14 protein-coding genes are annotated in these 15,739 nt (G+C 66.1%); 3 read left to right on the forward strand and 11 right to left on the reverse strand.

Annotation, left to right across the window (positions count from 1 at the left end; all coding sequences use genetic code 11):
• The first annotated feature begins 19 nt into the window (after nucleotides 1-19).
• Nucleotides 20-1,105: a YXWGXW repeat-containing protein gene (locus tag BPET_RS25550; RefSeq protein WP_012250760.1), complete on the forward strand. Its 1,086-nt coding sequence runs from the start codon at nucleotides 20-22 to the stop codon at nucleotides 1,103-1,105.
• 24 nt (nucleotides 1,106-1,129) lie between these two features.
• Here BPET_RS25550 and BPET_RS19640 read toward each other — a convergent pair whose 3' ends face one another.
• The 8 genes from BPET_RS19640 to BPET_RS19675 form a co-directional block, all read right to left on the reverse strand.
• Nucleotides 1,130-2,110, reverse strand: a complete 981-nt coding sequence (locus BPET_RS19640; RefSeq protein WP_012250761.1) for a 2-hydroxyacid dehydrogenase — start codon at nucleotides 2,108-2,110, stop codon at nucleotides 1,130-1,132.
• Between the two features lie 69 nt (nucleotides 2,111-2,179).
• On the reverse strand, nucleotides 2,180-3,235 hold the full coding sequence (locus BPET_RS19645) for an Ldh family oxidoreductase (protein WP_012250762.1): 1,056 nt from the start codon (nucleotides 3,233-3,235) through the stop codon (nucleotides 2,180-2,182).
• Nucleotides 3,236-3,256: 21 nt separating this feature from the next.
• The gene (locus BPET_RS19650; RefSeq protein ID WP_012250763.1) at nucleotides 3,257-4,936 is read right to left on the reverse strand and encodes an ABC transporter ATP-binding protein; all 1,680 of its coding nucleotides are present in this window, start codon (nucleotides 4,934-4,936) and stop codon (nucleotides 3,257-3,259) included.
• Nucleotides 4,933-5,862 (reverse strand): ABC transporter permease, encoded by a 930-nt coding sequence (locus tag BPET_RS19655; RefSeq protein ID WP_012250764.1) that lies wholly within the window; start codon nucleotides 5,860-5,862, stop codon nucleotides 4,933-4,935. The genes BPET_RS19650 and BPET_RS19655 overlap by 4 nt, the downstream gene beginning before the upstream one ends.
• 2 nt (nucleotides 5,863-5,864) lie before the next feature.
• On the reverse strand, nucleotides 5,865-6,779 hold the full coding sequence (locus BPET_RS19660) for an ABC transporter permease (protein ID WP_012250765.1): 915 nt from the start codon (nucleotides 6,777-6,779) through the stop codon (nucleotides 5,865-5,867).
• Between the two features lie 81 nt (nucleotides 6,780-6,860).
• Nucleotides 6,861-8,372, reverse strand: coding sequence for an ABC transporter substrate-binding protein (locus tag BPET_RS19665; RefSeq protein WP_012250766.1), 1,512 nt, complete (start codon nucleotides 8,370-8,372; stop codon nucleotides 6,861-6,863).
• Nucleotides 8,373-8,477: 105 nt separating this feature from the next.
• Nucleotides 8,478-9,383: a 5-dehydro-4-deoxyglucarate dehydratase gene (gene kdgD, locus BPET_RS19670; RefSeq protein WP_012250767.1), complete on the reverse strand. Its 906-nt coding sequence runs from the start codon at nucleotides 9,381-9,383 to the stop codon at nucleotides 8,478-8,480.
• Between the two features lie 63 nt (nucleotides 9,384-9,446).
• On the reverse strand, nucleotides 9,447-10,196 hold the full coding sequence (locus BPET_RS19675) for a FadR/GntR family transcriptional regulator (protein ID WP_012250768.1): 750 nt from the start codon (nucleotides 10,194-10,196) through the stop codon (nucleotides 9,447-9,449).
• Nucleotides 10,197-10,491: 295 nt separating this feature from the next.
• Between BPET_RS19675 and BPET_RS19680 the strand changes: the two genes are divergently transcribed.
• Nucleotides 10,492-11,733 (forward strand): MFS transporter, encoded by a 1,242-nt coding sequence (locus BPET_RS19680; RefSeq protein WP_012250769.1) that lies wholly within the window; start codon nucleotides 10,492-10,494, stop codon nucleotides 11,731-11,733.
• Here the strand turns inward: BPET_RS19680 and BPET_RS19685 are convergent.
• On the reverse strand, nucleotides 11,727-12,659 hold the full coding sequence (locus BPET_RS19685) for a LysR family transcriptional regulator (RefSeq protein ID WP_050978267.1): 933 nt from the start codon (nucleotides 12,657-12,659) through the stop codon (nucleotides 11,727-11,729). The genes BPET_RS19680 and BPET_RS19685 overlap by 7 nt on opposite strands.
• Nucleotides 12,660-12,675: 16 nt before the next feature.
• A complete protein-coding gene (locus tag BPET_RS19690) occupies nucleotides 12,676-14,217 on the reverse strand; it encodes an argininosuccinate lyase (RefSeq protein WP_012250771.1) in 1,542 nt (513 codons plus the stop codon).
• A 157-nt stretch (nucleotides 14,218-14,374) separates the two neighbouring features.
• On the opposite strand from BPET_RS19690, the gene BPET_RS19695 reads away from it, so the two are divergent.
• Nucleotides 14,375-14,620 (forward strand): AMP-binding enzyme, encoded by a 246-nt coding sequence (locus BPET_RS19695; protein WP_231852623.1) that lies wholly within the window; start codon nucleotides 14,375-14,377, stop codon nucleotides 14,618-14,620.
• Here BPET_RS19695 and BPET_RS19700 read toward each other — a convergent pair.
• Nucleotides 14,617-15,651, reverse strand: a complete 1,035-nt coding sequence (locus BPET_RS19700) for an ABC transporter substrate-binding protein (RefSeq protein ID WP_012250773.1) — start codon at nucleotides 15,649-15,651, stop codon at nucleotides 14,617-14,619. The genes BPET_RS19695 and BPET_RS19700 overlap by 4 nt on opposite strands.
• Between the last annotated feature and the right edge of the window lie 88 nt (nucleotides 15,652-15,739).

A 15,739-nucleotide genomic window follows, 5' to 3' on the forward strand; every position in this document is an offset into this window, starting at 1 on the left:
TTCCTGTCGGGAGCACGACATGAACACATTCCAACGATTGTCCGCCACGCTGCTGGCCGCGGGCGCGCTGCTGGCCATCGCGGCCGCGCCCCGTCCCGCGCTGGCCGACGTATCCATCAGCATCGGCGTGAACGCCTGGAACGAGCCTCCGCCGCCATTTCCCGCCTACAGCCAACCCATGATTCCGGGCCCGGGCTACATCTGGACCCCCGGATACTGGGCGGTGAATCACCAAGGCTATTACTGGGTGCCGGGCGCGTGGGTACTGCCGCCCTTCGTCGGCGCGCTCTGGACACCGGGCTACTGGGCTTACGCCGGCAATGCCTACCGGTGGCATCCAGGCTACTGGGGCCGCCAGGTGGGTTATTACGGCGGCATCAACTACGGCTTCGGCTACATCGGCACCGGCTACCACGGCGGCTATTGGAAGCGCGACCGCTTCTACTACAACCGCGAGGTGAACAACATCAATGTCACGCGCATCACCAATGTGTACAGCCGCAAGGTCGTGGTCAAACACGACGACCATCGCCGAGTCAGCTACCACGGCGGGAAAGGCGGCATCCAGCGTGGCCCCACCAAACACGAAATCGCGGTGCAACGCGAACACGACCGCCGCCAGGCGGCACGCGAGGCCGAGCGCCGGCGCGATGCCGCGCACGAACGGCAAGGGCGCCAGCAACACGAGCAGCGCCAGCGTCAGGAAGCGCAGCACCGGCAGCAAGAGCAACGCCAGCGTCAGGAAGCACAACGCCAGCAGCAAGAGCAGCGCCAGCGTCAGGAAGCACAACGCCAGCAGCAAGAGCAGCGCCAGCGCCAGGAAACGCAGCACCGGCAGCAGGAGCAACGCCAGCGCCAGGAAGCGCAGCACCGGCAGCAGGAACAACGCCAGCGCCAGGAAGCGCAACGCCAGCAGCAACAGCAGTCAAGGCAGCGCCAGCAAGCCGAGCAACGGCAGCAGCAGGTACGGCAGCAGCAGGCGCGCCAGCAACAAGACACGCGCCGCCAGCAGGCGCAACGCGAAACCGCCCGCGCGGATCGTGGCTCGGGCGGCGGGCGGTCCGGTGGAGGCGATCACGGCGGCCGGGGCGGCCGCGATCGTTGATGCCGCGCGTCGCGGCCGTTGACGCTAGGCCGGCTTGTTGACCCGGTTCGCCAGCTCGCGCCCTGCCACGCACGCGTCCACGTTGGCCGCCATCGCTTTTGCGCGCCGCGCGATGGTGCCGGTGGTCCAGGCCGACATATGCGGCGTCATGATGACGTTGTCGAGCCGGGCAAACGGCAGCCGCGAAGGCTCGGCCACCTCGCCTGCGCGCGACGGATACTGGTACCAGGTATCGATGGCCGCCGCGCCGATGCGTCCGCGCAGCAAGGCCTCGTACAAAGCCTGCTCGTCCACCACCGGCCCGCGTCCCACATTGATCAGCATGGCGTGGGCGCGCATCCGCGCAAAGGCCGCCGCACCGACCAGCCCCTCGGTTGCCGGCATCAGTGGCAACGACACCACGATGTAATCGGACTGCTGGTAGAAGCCGTCCAGCGCGTCCAGGCCAAACCACGCGTCCACGTCGCCTGAAACCGGCACCGGGCTGCGGTTGGCGGCCAGCACGCGCATGCCGAATGCCTTGGCGCGCCGGGCGATGGCCTGGCCGATGTGGCCATAGCCCAGCAGCCCCAGCGTCGCCGCGCCGATCTCGTCGTGCAAGGCGCCCGGCGAGCCCGCCCTATAGTGCCAATCGCCGCGCGCCAGGCGCACATGAGCGTCCTCTAGCGGCACGCACCGGCTCAGGATGGCGGCCATCACGTACTCGGCGATGGCCGGGCCGTGCCCGTGGCAATTGCAAACAGCGGCGCCGTCCGGCAGCACCGCCATATCGATGCGGTCGTAGCCTGCCGCGCACACCTGGTACAGCCTGGCGCGCTCGGGCCGGGGCATGGTGGCATCCAGGCGGTTGCCGACAATTACATCGGCCTGCCGGTACGCCTGGATGTCGGCCGCCGCCGACAGCTTGTCCGGCACAACCTGGATGCGGGCGGCCGATACCAGCGCGGCACGGAAATCCGCCAGATACGTCGCGGCATTCTGGCCGTGGAACACAATATCGATCATGACACTTCCAATGAAATCGCGGCGGCCGCGCGGCCGCCTTTTCCAGCGCCTAAGCCTCCTGGAGAAACCTCAGCCGTGCAGCGCCGTGGGAAACGGCACGCCCAGCCGCTGGCTCCAGGGTTCGAGCGCGGCGGAAATGTCGGCGCCCAGCCTCACCCCGTGACGGCGCTGCCGTTCGGCGCGAGCCAGGGCCGCGTCCCCCGGCACGCGCACCGGCCGGGCCGGGTCGATGGGGCGGGCGGCGCGCGTGGCGTCTGCCAGAGCCTGCATCTCGTCCAGGAAAATATCGCGCCCCGCAAAGGCATCAGGATCGATCACCTGCAACAGAAAGCCCTGGGCCTTCTCGCCCGACAGGCGTCCCAGCCCCGACAGGCCCAGCGACATCGCGCCCACCAGCATCGCCATGGCATAGCCTTTGTAGCCATGATCCATGCCGCCCAGCGGCAAGATGGTGCCTGGCGGGTCGGTGGCCAGGGCGCCGGGATCGTCGGTCACCCGCCCGTCCGCGCTCAGCAGCGCGGGCCAGGGCAGCCGCTCGCCGCGCGCCTGCACCTGCTTGACGAAACTGTTGCTGGTCAGCGAGGTCGTGGTGTCGATCAGGATCGGCGTGCCGCGCGTCGGAATGCCGGCGGCTATGGGTTCGCTGGTCAGCACCGGGTCCAGCCCGCCAAATGGCGCCACCGAACGCACCTTGGTGTCGGTGGCCCACAGCAGGCACAAGTAGCCGGCGTCGGTCAGGTCGGGCAGGTAGACCTGCAACGCGCCGATATGCTGGCTGTGCCGCACGGCGATGCTGACCATGCCTTGCGCAGGCACGCGCTGCAGGGCCGCCTGGATGGCCTGGTGCAACACCCAATGGCCCGGCAGCATCGCGGCATCCCATAGCAGGCAGGCGCCCTTCTCCGATATGCGGCGGATCTCGCCGCGGCGCTGGGTGGCGCCTTCCGAAATCTCTTTCAGATAGCGTGGCAGCAGCGCCAGTCCGTGCGTGGCATGGCCGTACAGATCGGCGTCCACGACGCGGCGCGCCACCACGGCGGCGATGGGCGCGTCGACATCGACCGCCAGCAGGCAGTGTTGCGCGAACTGGACCAGCGCCTCTTCGGCGTAGCAGAAATCAGCCATGACAGTATTGGGTTCCGGGCATCATGCCGGCACGGCGCCGGCGGCTTGCTCGCGGCCGGCGCGCAGCCACTTGGGCTGTGGCGTGGCCGCCAGCAGGCTGCGGGTGTACGCGTGCGCGGGTTGATTGAAGATGGCCGAGGTGGCCCCCTGCTCGACGATCTTGCCCTGCCGCATCACGATGATGCGGTCGGCGAAGTGCCGCACAATGGGCAGGTCGTGCGTGATGAACACATACGACAGGCCCAGACGGGTGCGCAGGTCGGCCAGCAGGTCTATGACTTGCGTTTGGATCGACACATCCAGCGCCGACACCGCCTCGTCGCACACCACCAGTTCCGGTTCGCTGGCCAGCGCGCGGGCAATGGCGATGCGCTGCCGCTGCCCCCCTGAAAACTGGTGCGGGTAGCGCGGCGCATGGTCGGGCCGCATGCCCACCAGTTCCAGCAGCTCGGCCACGCGGTCGCGCCACCGCGACTTGGCCAGAATGTCGCCATGAATCGCCCAGGGTTCCGAGATGATTTCCTGCACGGTCATGCGCGGATTCATCGACCCGAAAGGGTCCTGGAACACCATCTGTACCTTGCGCCGGAACTTGCGCATCTGGCGCTCGTCCATGTCAAAGATGTTCACGCCGTTGTAATAGGCCGCGCCCGAGGTCGCCTCGAACAGGCGCAGCAGCATGCGGGCCACGCTCGATTTACCCGAGCCCGACTCACCCACTATGCCCACGGTTTCGCCGCGGCAAACCTCGAAGCTGACGTCGTCCACCGCGCGCAGCACCCGCTTGCCGGCGAACGCGCCCGACCTCAGGCGGTATTCCTTGACCAGGTGCTCCACGCGCAGCACCGCCTCCTGGGCCACCACGCCGGAGCGGCGATTCGACGCGTCGGCCAGGTCGCCGTGCGGCAGGGCCGAGGTCAGCGTGCGCGTGTAGTCATGCCGGGGATTGGTGAACACCTCGCGCGCGTCGCCCGCTTCGACGATCTTCCCGGATTTCATGACGATGACGCGGTCGGCCATCGAAGCGGCCACCTCCAGGTCGTGCGTGATCATGATCAGCGCCATGCGGCGCTCGCGCTGCAGGTCACGCAGCAGGTCCAGGATCTGCGCCTGCACGCTGACATCGAGGGCCGTGGTCGGCTCATCGGCGATCAGCACGTCGGGCTCCAGCGCAATGGCCATGGCAATCATCACGCGCTGGCGCTGACCGCCCGAGAACTGATGCGGATAAAAGTCGACGCGCAGCTCGGGCTCGCGTATGCCCACGCGGGCCAGCAGCTCGATGGCGCGTGCGCGCGCCTGCCGGGCATCCGCTGCCCCATGGTGCTGAAAGACCTCGGCGATTTGCCGGCCCACCGTGTACACGGGGTTCAGGTAGGCCAGCGGGTCCTGGAAAATCATGGCGATCTTGCAGCCGTTGATGCGGCGCCGCGCCTCGTCGTCCAGGCGGGTCAGGTCCTGGCCCTGGAACAAGATGCGGCCCTGTACGATATCGCCGGGCGGGCAATCCACCAGCCCCATCACCGTGCTGGTGCTGACGCTCTTGCCCGATCCGCTTTCTCCCAGAATGACCAGCGTCTCGCCCGCGTGCACGTGGAACGACACATCGTCCACGGCGCGCGCCGGCTCGCCGTCAGACAGGAAGTCCACGGTCAGCCCGTCGATGCGCAGAATGGGCTGTTTTTCTGCTTCGGTATTCATCGTGCCGCCTTCTTCAATTTCTGCAACCGCCAGCGCTGCTGGGGGTCAGCCACAGTGCGGGCCCAGCTTGACAGGATGTTGAGCGAGAGCGTGGTAAGCATGATGGCCAGCCCCGGCCAGAACGCGATCCACCAGGCCGTGGACAAGTAGCCGCGTCCGTTGGCCACCATCGCGCCCCAGGTGAACTCGGGCGGCTGGATGCCCAGTCCCAGGAAGCTCAGCGCCGACTCGGCCAGGATGACAGTGGCGAAGTCGATGGCCGATATGGTCATCAGCGTGGGCACGACCAGCGGGGCGATGTGGCGCAGCACGATGCGCGCCGAGCTGGCCCCCATCGAGCGCGCCGCGCTGACGAACATGCGCTCGCGCAACTCCAGCACCTCGGCGCGCGCCGTGCGCAAATAGACCGGCATGCGGGTGATGGCCAGCACAATCACCAGGTTGGTGACGCTGGGCCCCAACGTATACAGCACGATCAACGCCAGCAGCAGCGACGGAAAGCTCATGATGATGTCGGCGCCGCGCTGGATGACGTGGCTGTACCAGCTTTCGGTGTAGCCCGCCACCAGTCCGAGCAGCCCGCCCGTCAGCATCGAGGCGCAGACCGCCGCGGCGGCAATGCCCAGGGTATTGCTGGCGCCCACCACCAGGCGCGGCAGAATCGGGCGGCCCAATGTGTCGGCGCCCAGCACATACAGCCAGCCCGCATCCAGGCCGAAGGGCGCCATGTTGCGGTGGCGCAGGCCCAGCTTGGTGGCGGCGTCGCCCATCAGCCATGGGCCCAGCAGCGCGGCCAGCACCAGCAGAACCAGGAACATGGCGGCGGCCAGCGCCAGCCTGTCGCGCTTCAGGTAGCAGAACAGCAGCCGGGCGCGGCCTGGCCGCGCCGGCGACATCGCTTGAACAGTGGATGGAATCGCAGACATGATCAGTACCGCACACGTGGATCGAGCACCGCGTACAGCAGGTCGATCAAGATGTTCAGGATGAAGATCGCGGTCGCGGTGACCAGGATCGTCGATTGCACCACCGCGAAGTCGCGCTGAATGATCGAGTCGATCATCAGCTTGCCGATGCCCGGCCAGCCGAACACCGACTCGACGATGACCGCGCCGTTGACCAGCCCCGTGGCCAGGTCGCCCGCCACGGTAATGACGGGCAGCAGTGAATTGCGCAGGGCATGGCCAAACACCACCACGCGGCGGGGCAGGCCCTTGGCGCGCGCGGTCTTGATATAGGGCGAGGCCAGCGAAGTCAGCATGGTGCCGCGCACCACCTGCACGAGCAGGCCGAAGGGGCGCAGCATCAGCACGAAAATCGGCATGACCCAGAATTCCCAGCCTCCCGTGCCCGATGTAGGCAGCACGCCCATGCCCACGGCGAACACCAGGATAGCCACGATCGCCACCCAGAAGTCCGGCGCGCTGGCGCCAGCCAGCGACACCACGGTGGCGATGCGGTCGAACAGCCCGCGCGGCCGGGCCGCGGCCAGCGCCCCCACCACGATAGCCAGCGACAGCGACAGCAGCATGGCCACGAAGGCCAGCTTCAACGTCTGGGGGAACGCTTCCAGCGCCACTTCAATGGCCGAGCGGTGCTGCCGCATCGACTCGCCGAAATCCAGCCGCAGCAGGTCGGCCAGGTAATTCCAGAACTGGATATAGATGGGCTGGTCGAGCCCGTGCAGATGGGCGAAGGCCGCGCGCGCCTGCGGCGTGGAATCCAGCGGCAGGTACAGTGCGGAAGGATCGCCGGTCAGGCGGGTCAGGAAGAAAACCAGGGTCAGCAGACCCAGTATCGAGATGACGCTATAGGACGCCCGTCGTCCAAGATAATGCAGCATGATCGGGTCCTTGGCTTGCTGGGAAGGCAGCCGCCGGAACCGCCGCCGCGCCTGCGCGGGCGGTGGCTCCGGCGAAGCGCATCAGTCTTTGAACTGAATGTTCGCGAGGGGGATCTCGCTGTTGGTGGTGATGTCCGGCTTCCAGTCCAGGCGCTTGCCCACGCGGGTGTAGCCGATCATGTGGAACATGGGAATGTCCGGCACGACCTCGGTGCGCATCTGGCGGAAAATCTTCTTGAAGCCGTCTTCGCGCGCCTGGCCGGTGGCCGCCATCGCGGCGTCGATTTCCTTGTCCACGGCCGGATCATTCAGCGTGGAGTACTGGCCGCTGGAACGGTAGAAGATAGGAATCGTGAACGCCGCGTCGCCCTTGTTGTTGTCGTGCATCATCTGCACCAGGTTGGCGCCCCGCTCGGCGGGGAACGGCTTTTGCAGATAGCGCGTCCAGTCGGCCACGTCCAGCATCACCAGCTTGACGTTCAGGCCCACCCCCTGCCACATCGTCATCATGGCCTCCATGGCTTCCGCGCCGTTGGGGTAAATGCCGTTGCGGCCGATCAGCTTGATCTCGGTATCGACTTTCACGCCATCGGCCTTGGCGGCCGCCACCAGTTTCCGGGCCTGGTCGGCGTCGTACTTCCAGGCCTCGAGCTTGTCGTCGTGGCCAATGATGCCTGGCACCACCATCTGCGAGGCGCGCTGGATGTCGTCGCCAAACAGCTGGCTCAGGCCGTCCCAGTCAATGGCGAGGTTCAGCGCCTTGCGGATGCGCACGTCGTCCAGCGGCGGCTGTTCGAGGTCGATGCGGATAGCGGTGGTTTCCGAATTCAGGTAGGCGAAATCGGTCTTGGGGTTAGAGGCGTCCTGGATGGCGATGGACGGCGTCAGGTCGGCTTCGCCGGTTTCCACCATGGCGGCGCGAATCGACGATTCCTGGCGCCACACGTAGGTCGCCTTGGTCACCACCGGCTTCTTGCCCCAGTAGCCGGCAAACGGGTCCAGCACCACCGTCTGCGGGCTGAAGGTCGTGAGCTTGAAGGGGCCGGTGCCGATCGGGTCGTTCACGGCCTTGTCCACCGGCGTATTGGGCGACACGACCATCACCACGCTCAGCAGCGTGGGCAGGATGGGCTGAGGCCGGTCGGACTTGATCTCGACCGTGTAGTCGTCCAGCGGCTTGACCGTCAGCTTGGCGTTGCCGAACTTGGCCATGTTGTTGCAGGTCAGCTTGCCGCCCGTCATGCGTTCGATGGAAAAGGCCACCGCCTTGGCGTTTAGGTCGGCGCCGTCATGGAACTTCACCCCTTGCCGCACCTTGAAATGCCAGGTGTTCGGATCGACCTGCTCCCAGCTGGTGGCGAGCTTGGGCATGGCCTTGCCGGTCTTGGCGTCGATGACAGTCAACGACTCGGTGACGTTCTGGTTGAGCACCTGGCCGACGTTGGTCATGATGCTGCCGCAGGGTTCCAGGTTGGCCGGCTGCTCGGGCAGCACGATCCGCACGTCATGATTGCCGCCCTGCGCCAGGGCGGGACCCGCCGCGCCGGCCAGGATGGCCGCCGAGACAAGTGAAACGATGCCTGCTGGGTTCATGTCTTCCTCCGTTGGGGGTTGTGCAACAGTCTTGCGCTGTTCTTGTCGGCGATTGCCGGTGGCGGACCGCGCCGCGGCGCGGTCCAGTGCAGGCTGCCGCGCCGTTCAGCTGCCGGCGTTCGCGATGAGCGCCTTCAGCATGTCTTTCTCTTGCGGCGTCAGGTTGGTAAGCGGCGCGCGCACCGGCCCCGGCGTGTGGCCGATGAGCTCAACGCCCGCCTTGATGATGGACACCGCATAGCCCTTTTCACGGTCGCGGATGTCGGCGAACGGAAAAAAGAAGCTGTCCAGGATCTGCGCCATGGTGGCTTCGTCGCCGGCCTTGAGCGCCTTGTAAAAGCGCAGCGCCAGTTCGGGCACAAAGTTGAAGACCGCCGACGAATAAGTGCTCAGGCCCAGGCCATTGAAACCCTGCGCGAACAGTTCATGCGTGGGCATGCCGCCGATGTAGCTCAGGCGGTTTCCCAGCTTGGCGGTAATGCGGCGCACCAGCCCGGTCTGCCCGGTGCCGTCCTTGAAGCCGACCAGATTGGGGCAGGCGTCGGCCAGGCGCGCCACCGTGTCGGCATTGGCCACCGAATTCGAGCGGTTGTACACAATGACGCCCAGGCCGGTGGAATCGCACACTGCTTTGACGTGCTGGTAGATGCCTTCCTGCGGCACTTCCATCAGGTAATGGGGCAGCAGCAGCAAGCCATCGGCGCCCGCCTGCTCGGCGCGGCGCGCAATGTCTTTGGCCAGCTCGGTGCCATAGCCGCAGCCCGAAATAATGGGCACGCTGCCCGCCGCTTCTTTCGCGGCGCGGGTCACCTCGCCGATTTCCTGCGGCGTCAGGGAAAAAAGCTCGCCCGTGCCGCCCGCGGCAAACAGCGCCGCGGCGTCGTAGCCCGACAGCCATGCAACGTGCTTCTGGTAGCTGGGCAGGTTCAGACTGAAGTCAGCATTGAAGTGCGTGACAGGAAACGACAACAGCCCGGACGCGATACGAGCCTTGAGTTCTTGGGGGGACATGCGTGCCTCTCAGTGTCATAGTATGTATTTCCAAGAAATCATATTATGACTTTTGAAGGCACGTCAATCGGTTTGTGCGGGCACCGGGCTGCGGCGCGTCAGCGAGCGGTAACGCTGGATACCAATCAGCAGATGACGGCGCATGGCGTCGCGCGCGCGGTCCACATCGCTGGCGAAAATCGCCTCGGCGATCTCGGCGTGTTCAGCCAGAATGGTGTGGTCGCGGTTGGGCAGCGGATCTACCCCGCCCATCACCGTGCGGAACTTCACGCGCGGAATCATGCGCCGGCCGATATGCTCCAGGAAGGTCTTGAACCGGCTGTTGTTGGTGGCTGCCGCAATGGCCATGTGAAAGCGGAAATCGGATTCGTCGGTGGAGCGGCCTTCGGACATGAGTTGCGCGAAGTTATCGAGCTCGGCCTGGATTTCCGCTTCCTGCGCGGGCGAACTGCGCGCCGCCGCCAGCCCGGCCGCCTCGACTTCGATGCCGATGCGCAATTCAAGCTCTTCAATAATGTCCGAGATCTTGTCGGTGGCGTGCGAGAACAGCGTCAGGGTTTCGTCCGACTGCTGCGGCCCCAGCACGAAAACGCCAGCCCCCTGGCGGGATTCCAGCAAGCCGTCGGCGCGCAAAGTGGCCACGGCTTCGCGAATGACCGTGCGGCTGAAGCCGAATTTTTCTACCAGCACCTGTTCGGTGGGCAGTTTGTCGCCCGGGGCGTACATGCCGCCCTCGATACGCGACCGAAGCTCGTCCGCCACCTGCGACGAAAGGGTTTTCTTTCTTGCCTGGGCGGGGGGAGGGGCTTTCATGGGGTTCTCCTGCGGCACAGCGCGTTGAAGGCCATCATATCACTTGACCATAGCCATCATATGAACAATAAGCAGATGCCTGCGCATCCGCGCCGGGCCAGATAGTAGCGCTGTGCGGCGAGCCCAGGGAATTGTTCCAGGACGGAAAAGAAGTTCTGCATGGCGCCCCGTTTTTCGCGCCCCGGGCCGGGAACAGAATGCAGGCTTCCAAGATGCCGGCGTCCAACATACAGGCCGCCACCGCCGGAGCACACGCAATAACGTCCCGTCCGCCTTATTCCGTATCGAGCAACCCATGAATCGACCTTTCCTGCTGTCGCGGTTTGGCCGCCGGCCAGCCGCGGCGCTTGCCGGCGTGATGCTGATCGCCATGTCGCTGCGCGCGCCGTTGACCGGCATCGCGCCGTTGATTGACCTGATCCGCATCCAGCTGCACCTGAGCGCGGCTGCCGCCGGCATGCTGACCACCCTTCCGCTGCTTGCGTTCGCCATGGTGTCGCTGGCCGCGCCGCCACTGGCCGGCCGCTACGGGCACGAACGCAGCCTGTTTGCCGCGATGGCCTTGCTGGGCTTGGGGGTGCTGCTGCGGTCGGCCGGGTCGGTCTTCTACCTGTTCGCCGGCACCGCTCTGGCCGGCTGCGCCATCGCCATCGGTAACGTCCTGCTGCCCAGCCTGCTCAAACGCGACTTCCCGGAACAGGCTGCCGCCCTCACCGCCGCTTATGTGCTGGCCATGAGCATCGCCGCCGGCCTGGCTTCGGCCATCGCCATTCCCCTGGCCGGCGTGTCGGGCGGAAGCTGGCGCTGGCCGGCGCTGGCCATGGCGGCGCCGCCGCTGCTGGCGGCGCTGGCATGGGCGCCCCAGCTGGCGCGCCCCCGGCAGCGGCCCGCGACTGGCCTCGCAGCCCCGGCCTGCGGCGTATGGAGTTCACCCCTGGCCTGGCACGTCACGTGCTACCTGGGCCTGAATTCGTTTGTCTTCTATGTGTGCATCGGCTGGCTGCCCGCCATTCTGCACGATGTCGGCTATACCAGCGCCCAGGCGGGCGCCCTGCATGGGCTGCTGCAGTTGATGTCCGCCGTGCCCGCGCTGTTCGTCGCGCCACTGCTGCGGCGCATGCGAGATCAGCGATTGCTGGGCGGCAGCGCCGCTCTATTGTCGCTTGCCGGCCTGGCCGGATTGCTCGCGTTGCCTGGCTGGAGCCAGGCCTGGGTGGTGTTGCTGGGGTTGGGCACCGGCGCCGGTGTCATTCTGGGGCTGGCGTTCGTCACCCTACGCACCAGCGGGCCGCAATCCGCCGCCACCCTGTCGGGCATGGCGCAATGCATGGGCTACTTACTTGCGTCGGCGGGGCCAGTGCTGGCCGGCGCCCTGCACGAAGCCACCGGCGGCTGGCATGCCGCGCTGTTACTGTGCGCCCTGCTCAGCTTGCTGATGGCGCTGGCCGCGCTGGGGGCCGGCCGCGCGGCGGTGGTGGACTGCCCGCTCGCCGGCATTGCACGCATTGCCGCGGCCGCCGCCGACCCGGCTCAGTGAGCTGCCGGCTCGGCCTCGGCGCTGACGCCCGGCAACGAGCCCGCCATGACGAACAGCTCGTCGAGCAGCATCTGGACCCGGCTGGCGCGCTGGCGGCTGGGCGGATACAGCACCCAGATCGCCGGGCCCGCCGGACGATAATCGCCCAGCACTTCGACCAGGGCGCCCTTTTGCAGCTGGGGCAGCACGACGTAATCGGGCGCCTGAATAATGCCCACGCCCTGCGCGGCGGCATCCATCAGGGCCTCGCCATTGTCGACGAGCAGGTTGCCGTGCACCGCCACACTGTGATGCGCCTGGCTGGCGTCGACGAAATCCCATAGCCATTTCAGGCGCTTGCCGGGCCTGACATACAACAGACAATTGTGCTGGGCCAGGTCTTGCGGCACGGACGGCGTGCCCCATTCGGCCAGGTAGCCCGGCGCCGCGGCGGTCACGATGCGCGATTGCCGCAACTTGCGCGCCACCAGGCGGGCCTCGGTGGTCTCGCCGATCGACAATGCGACATCGAAGTTGTCTTCGGTCAGGTCGTCGAGCCGGTCGGAAAGTGTGACACTGATGGTCAGCTCCGCAAACCGCTTGGCGAAGCTGTTGAGCAGCGGCATGATCCACAGCTTGCCGTAGCTTACGGGCAGCACCACGCGCAACGTGCCGCGCGGCGTATCCCGCAGCGCCGTCACCTCGTTCTTGGCCTCTTCGAGCTGGTCGAGAATCAGCTTGCAACGCTGGTAGAACGCCAGGCCGTCGGGGGTGGGGCTGACACGCCGGGTGGTGCGCTCGAGCAACTTGACTCCCAGATCTGCCTCGAGCTTCGAGATGATCCGGCTGACCGTTGCATTGGACGTCTCCAGCGCATCGGCGGTTTTCGTAAAGCTGCGCAGCTCCACCGTCTTGACGAACACGCCAATTTCGTTGAACTGGTCCAATTAAGGCTCCGTGCGGCTAGCTGCCCTGTCCGCTGGCGACCAGCTGATCGAACTGCTTGTCCAGTTCGGCCAGGGAATCGTCGATATGCTTGCGCCGGGCCTGGACCCAGGCATCCTGGGCGGCCAGGCGCTCGCGCGCCTCGTTCAGCATGCGCTGCATTTCCGCAGGCTGCGGGCCGCCCGACGTGGCGCGGTGCTTCACGATCGCCACCGGGTCGAGCGTGGCGCGGAATTCGGCCTCGGCCATCGGCAGCTCGGCGGGATACTTCGAGCCATGCACCGCCTCTTCGTAAATGCGCCGCGCCTGATCGTACGGAAAATCCAGCGGCTTGATGTTGTTGGCCTTCGCGTAGCTCACCACCTCGGACGCGAAATGGTGCCCCACGCGGAACGGCAGCTTGTATTTGCGCATCAGCACGTCGGCCAGCTCTTGCGATGCAGTCCAGTCGCTGTTCAATTCTTCCAGCGCGCGATCCGGGCTGATGACCATGGCCTTCAACACGCGGTTCCAGCGTTGCAACACAGTGATGGCGCTGTCGACCATGGCGGAATTCTGCTTCACGCTCTTGGGATCGCTCATGCCCGGCGTGATGTTGTGAGTCTGCAGCACGGGGCCCATGGCCAGCGTCACGGCGGTGGACGCGGCGCTGCGGGTGCCATTCAGCAGGCCCGGGTTGCGCTTCTGCGGCATGGCGCTTGACACATAGGTATTACCGCCACCCTCTTCCAGCAGGATCCACGGGCGCGACTGCGCGTACTGCGTCATCACGTCCTCGACGAAGTTGCCGGTGTGCAGCGCGATACTGGTCACGATAGACGCGACCTCCACCGGCTGGTCCATGGAAGAGATTTGCGACGCATCGTAGGCATTGTCCACCAGCGCCGCAAAGCCCAGGTATTGCGCCATGCGCTTGCGGTTCAGCGGCCAGCTGGTGCCGTTGAGCACCGTGGTGCCCATGGGCGACCGGTCGATGCGGGCATAGGCCTCGCGTATGCGCTGCGCGTCGCGGTCCAGCCCCGCCGCGTGCCCCAGCAGGTAGTGGCCATAGCTGTTGGGCTGCGCGGCCACGCCGTTGGTGTAGTTCGGCACGATGGTGTCGGCATGCTTGGCGGCCAGACTTACCAGCGTGGTAGAGGTGGCGTTGAGCTGGTCGGCAAGATCGAGCAGCTTGTCGCGCAGAATGGCGCTGCGGTAGGTGGCGTGCATGTCCTGGCTGGAGCGGCCCGCATGCAGCAGCGTGACGTCCTGGCCCGCGGCCTTGATCAGCAGCGGCTCGAAGGTGATCACGGTGGCCGGCCGCTTGGCGCCCGGCTGGTTGCCGTCTTCGATTACCTTGGCCACGCCTGCCGCCAGGCGCGGCGCCATGGATTTGTCGAGCAGCCCTTCGTCGGCATTGATGACGGCGGTGGCCTTGTTGATCTCGCCCAGCCAGAAAAACGGATCGCGAGGGGCTTTCTGGGCGGTGGAGGCCGCGGGCTGGGCCGGCTGCGCCACGGCGCCCATCGCGGGAAATGACAGGGCCAGCGCCAGGCCCAGCGAGGAAAGCGAATGTCTCATGAAATTCTCGTTATATGGCAAAGCGAATAGTGTAAGTGGCCCGGGGCGTATCGGGGCAGCATGGCGCTGGGCGCCTTACTGAGCAGCCCGCAAGGGGAATATGCATAGCAAATATTATTCGTTTATGGCGGTAAATGCGCTACCTAGAATGGCTTGCGTGGTCCCCATTGAAGACGACATCAAGGGCACCAAGCCCGTGGCCTTCGTGGTGCTGCGCGCCGGCGCCGCCGCCGACGAGGCCGCCATCAAGCCATTCGCGCTGGCGCGCGCCACGGCCTGTCAGCATCCGCGCCATGTCTGGTTCGTGCCGGCGCTTCCCCTGGCCAGCACCAACAAAATCGACCGCGCGCGCCTGCTGCGCACAGCGGCCGAACACACCGGCCGCGTCGCGGCTTTGCGTTAGCTGCCCGCGGCGATGCGCGCGTCATCGAAGAAATAGTCTTTCCATGAAGCGGGCAGGTTCTTGATCGCGCCGACCTGGTGCATGAACTTCGCCAGCGGATAAGTATTCTCGGGCGTGGTCTGGTACTGGATGTCCGGGTCTTTGATGATGGAAACCAGAAAATCGCGGTCAATGCGGGCGCCGCTGGTGCGGATATAAATGTCGGCCGCCTGGTCGGGGTGCGCCTTCACGAACTGTTCGGCATCCTGCAGTGCATCCAGAAACGCATCGAAGACCTTGCGCCGCGTCTGCTGAAAGCGCGTGGTGGCAAACAGCAGCGTCGAAGAACCGGGGCCGCCCAGCACGTCGTACGACGACAGGATCTTGTGAGCCTGCGGGTTGCCCGCCAGTTCCTGATTCCAGAACGGCGGCGTTGCAAAATGGGCTGTCACTTCCGTGCCGCCGTTGATGATGGCAGCGGTCGCATCCGGATGGGGCAGCCCTACCGTCAGCTTGTCCAGCCGGTCGTACTGGGCGTCGCCCCATTGCCTGGCGGCCGCCATCTGCAGGTACCTGGCCTGCACCGACACCCGCACGGCCGGCAACGCGATCCGGTCATCGGGGCCCAGGTCGGCAATCGTCTTCACCTTGGGATTGGTGCTGACCAGGTAGGTGGGCAAATTTCCCAGCGAAGCAATGCCCTTGACGCCCTGCCTGCCATGGGTGCGATCCCATATCGTCAACAGGGGGCCGACGCCGGCCGCCGCGATGTCGATGGACCCGGACAGCAAGGCCTCGTTGACGGCGCTTCCGCCCGACAACTTCACCCATTCGACCTCGATATCCACGCCAGCCTGTTTGCCGCGCTGCTCGATATAGCCCTGGTCGCGCGCTACGTTCAGCAGCAGGTACACAATGCCGAACTGTTCGGCGATGCGCAGTTTTTCCGACGCGGCATGCGCGGCGGGCATTGCCGCGGTCAGCAGCGCCATGGCCGCCGCGATGGCGCGCAGCGGGCGGGCCGCGAACTGCTTGAACTGGAATGCTTGCATGCTCGTATCCTCATGAGTCTTGGAACACCACGCGCCGCAAAGCGGCACGCCAGGACGAGCGCCCGGCGCGCCATGCTTGCCGTTCCGT

Source organism: Bordetella petrii, from assembly GCF_000067205.1.
GTDB lineage: Bacteria > Pseudomonadota > Gammaproteobacteria > Burkholderiales > Burkholderiaceae_B > Bordetella_A > Bordetella_A petrii.

Bases quoted from the DNA above. Each gene is read 5' to 3' on its own strand.
- BPET_RS19665 (WP_012250766.1), bottom strand. From the start codon at position 8,372: ATGAACCCAGCAGGCATCGTTTCACTTGTCTCGGCGGCCATCCTGGCC.
- BPET_RS19645 (WP_012250762.1), bottom strand. From the start codon at position 3,235: ATGGCTGATTTCTGCTACGCCGAAGAGGCGCTGGTCCAGTTCGCGCAA.
- BPET_RS19655 (WP_012250764.1), bottom strand. From the start codon at position 5,862: ATGTCTGCGATTCCATCCACTGTTCAAGCGATGTCGCCGGCGCGGCCA.
- kdgD (WP_012250767.1), bottom strand. From the start codon at position 9,383: ATGTCCCCCCAAGAACTCAAGGCTCGTATCGCGTCCGGGCTGTTGTCG.
- BPET_RS19640 (WP_012250761.1), bottom strand. From the start codon at position 2,110: ATGATCGATATTGTGTTCCACGGCCAGAATGCCGCGACGTATCTGGCG.
- BPET_RS25550 (WP_012250760.1), top strand. From the start codon at position 20: ATGAACACATTCCAACGATTGTCCGCCACGCTGCTGGCCGCGGGCGCG.
- BPET_RS19690 (WP_012250771.1), bottom strand. From the start codon at position 14,217: ATGAGACATTCGCTTTCCTCGCTGGGCCTGGCGCTGGCCCTGTCATTT.
- BPET_RS19675 (WP_012250768.1), bottom strand. From the start codon at position 10,196: ATGAAAGCCCCTCCCCCCGCCCAGGCAAGAAAGAAAACCCTTTCGTCG.
- BPET_RS19660 (WP_012250765.1), bottom strand. From the start codon at position 6,779: ATGCTGCATTATCTTGGACGACGGGCGTCCTATAGCGTCATCTCGATA.
- BPET_RS19700 (WP_012250773.1), bottom strand. From the start codon at position 15,651: ATGCAAGCATTCCAGTTCAAGCAGTTCGCGGCCCGCCCGCTGCGCGCC.
- BPET_RS19680 (WP_012250769.1), top strand. From the start codon at position 10,492: ATGAATCGACCTTTCCTGCTGTCGCGGTTTGGCCGCCGGCCAGCCGCG.
- BPET_RS19650 (WP_012250763.1), bottom strand. From the start codon at position 4,936: ATGAATACCGAAGCAGAAAAACAGCCCATTCTGCGCATCGACGGGCTG.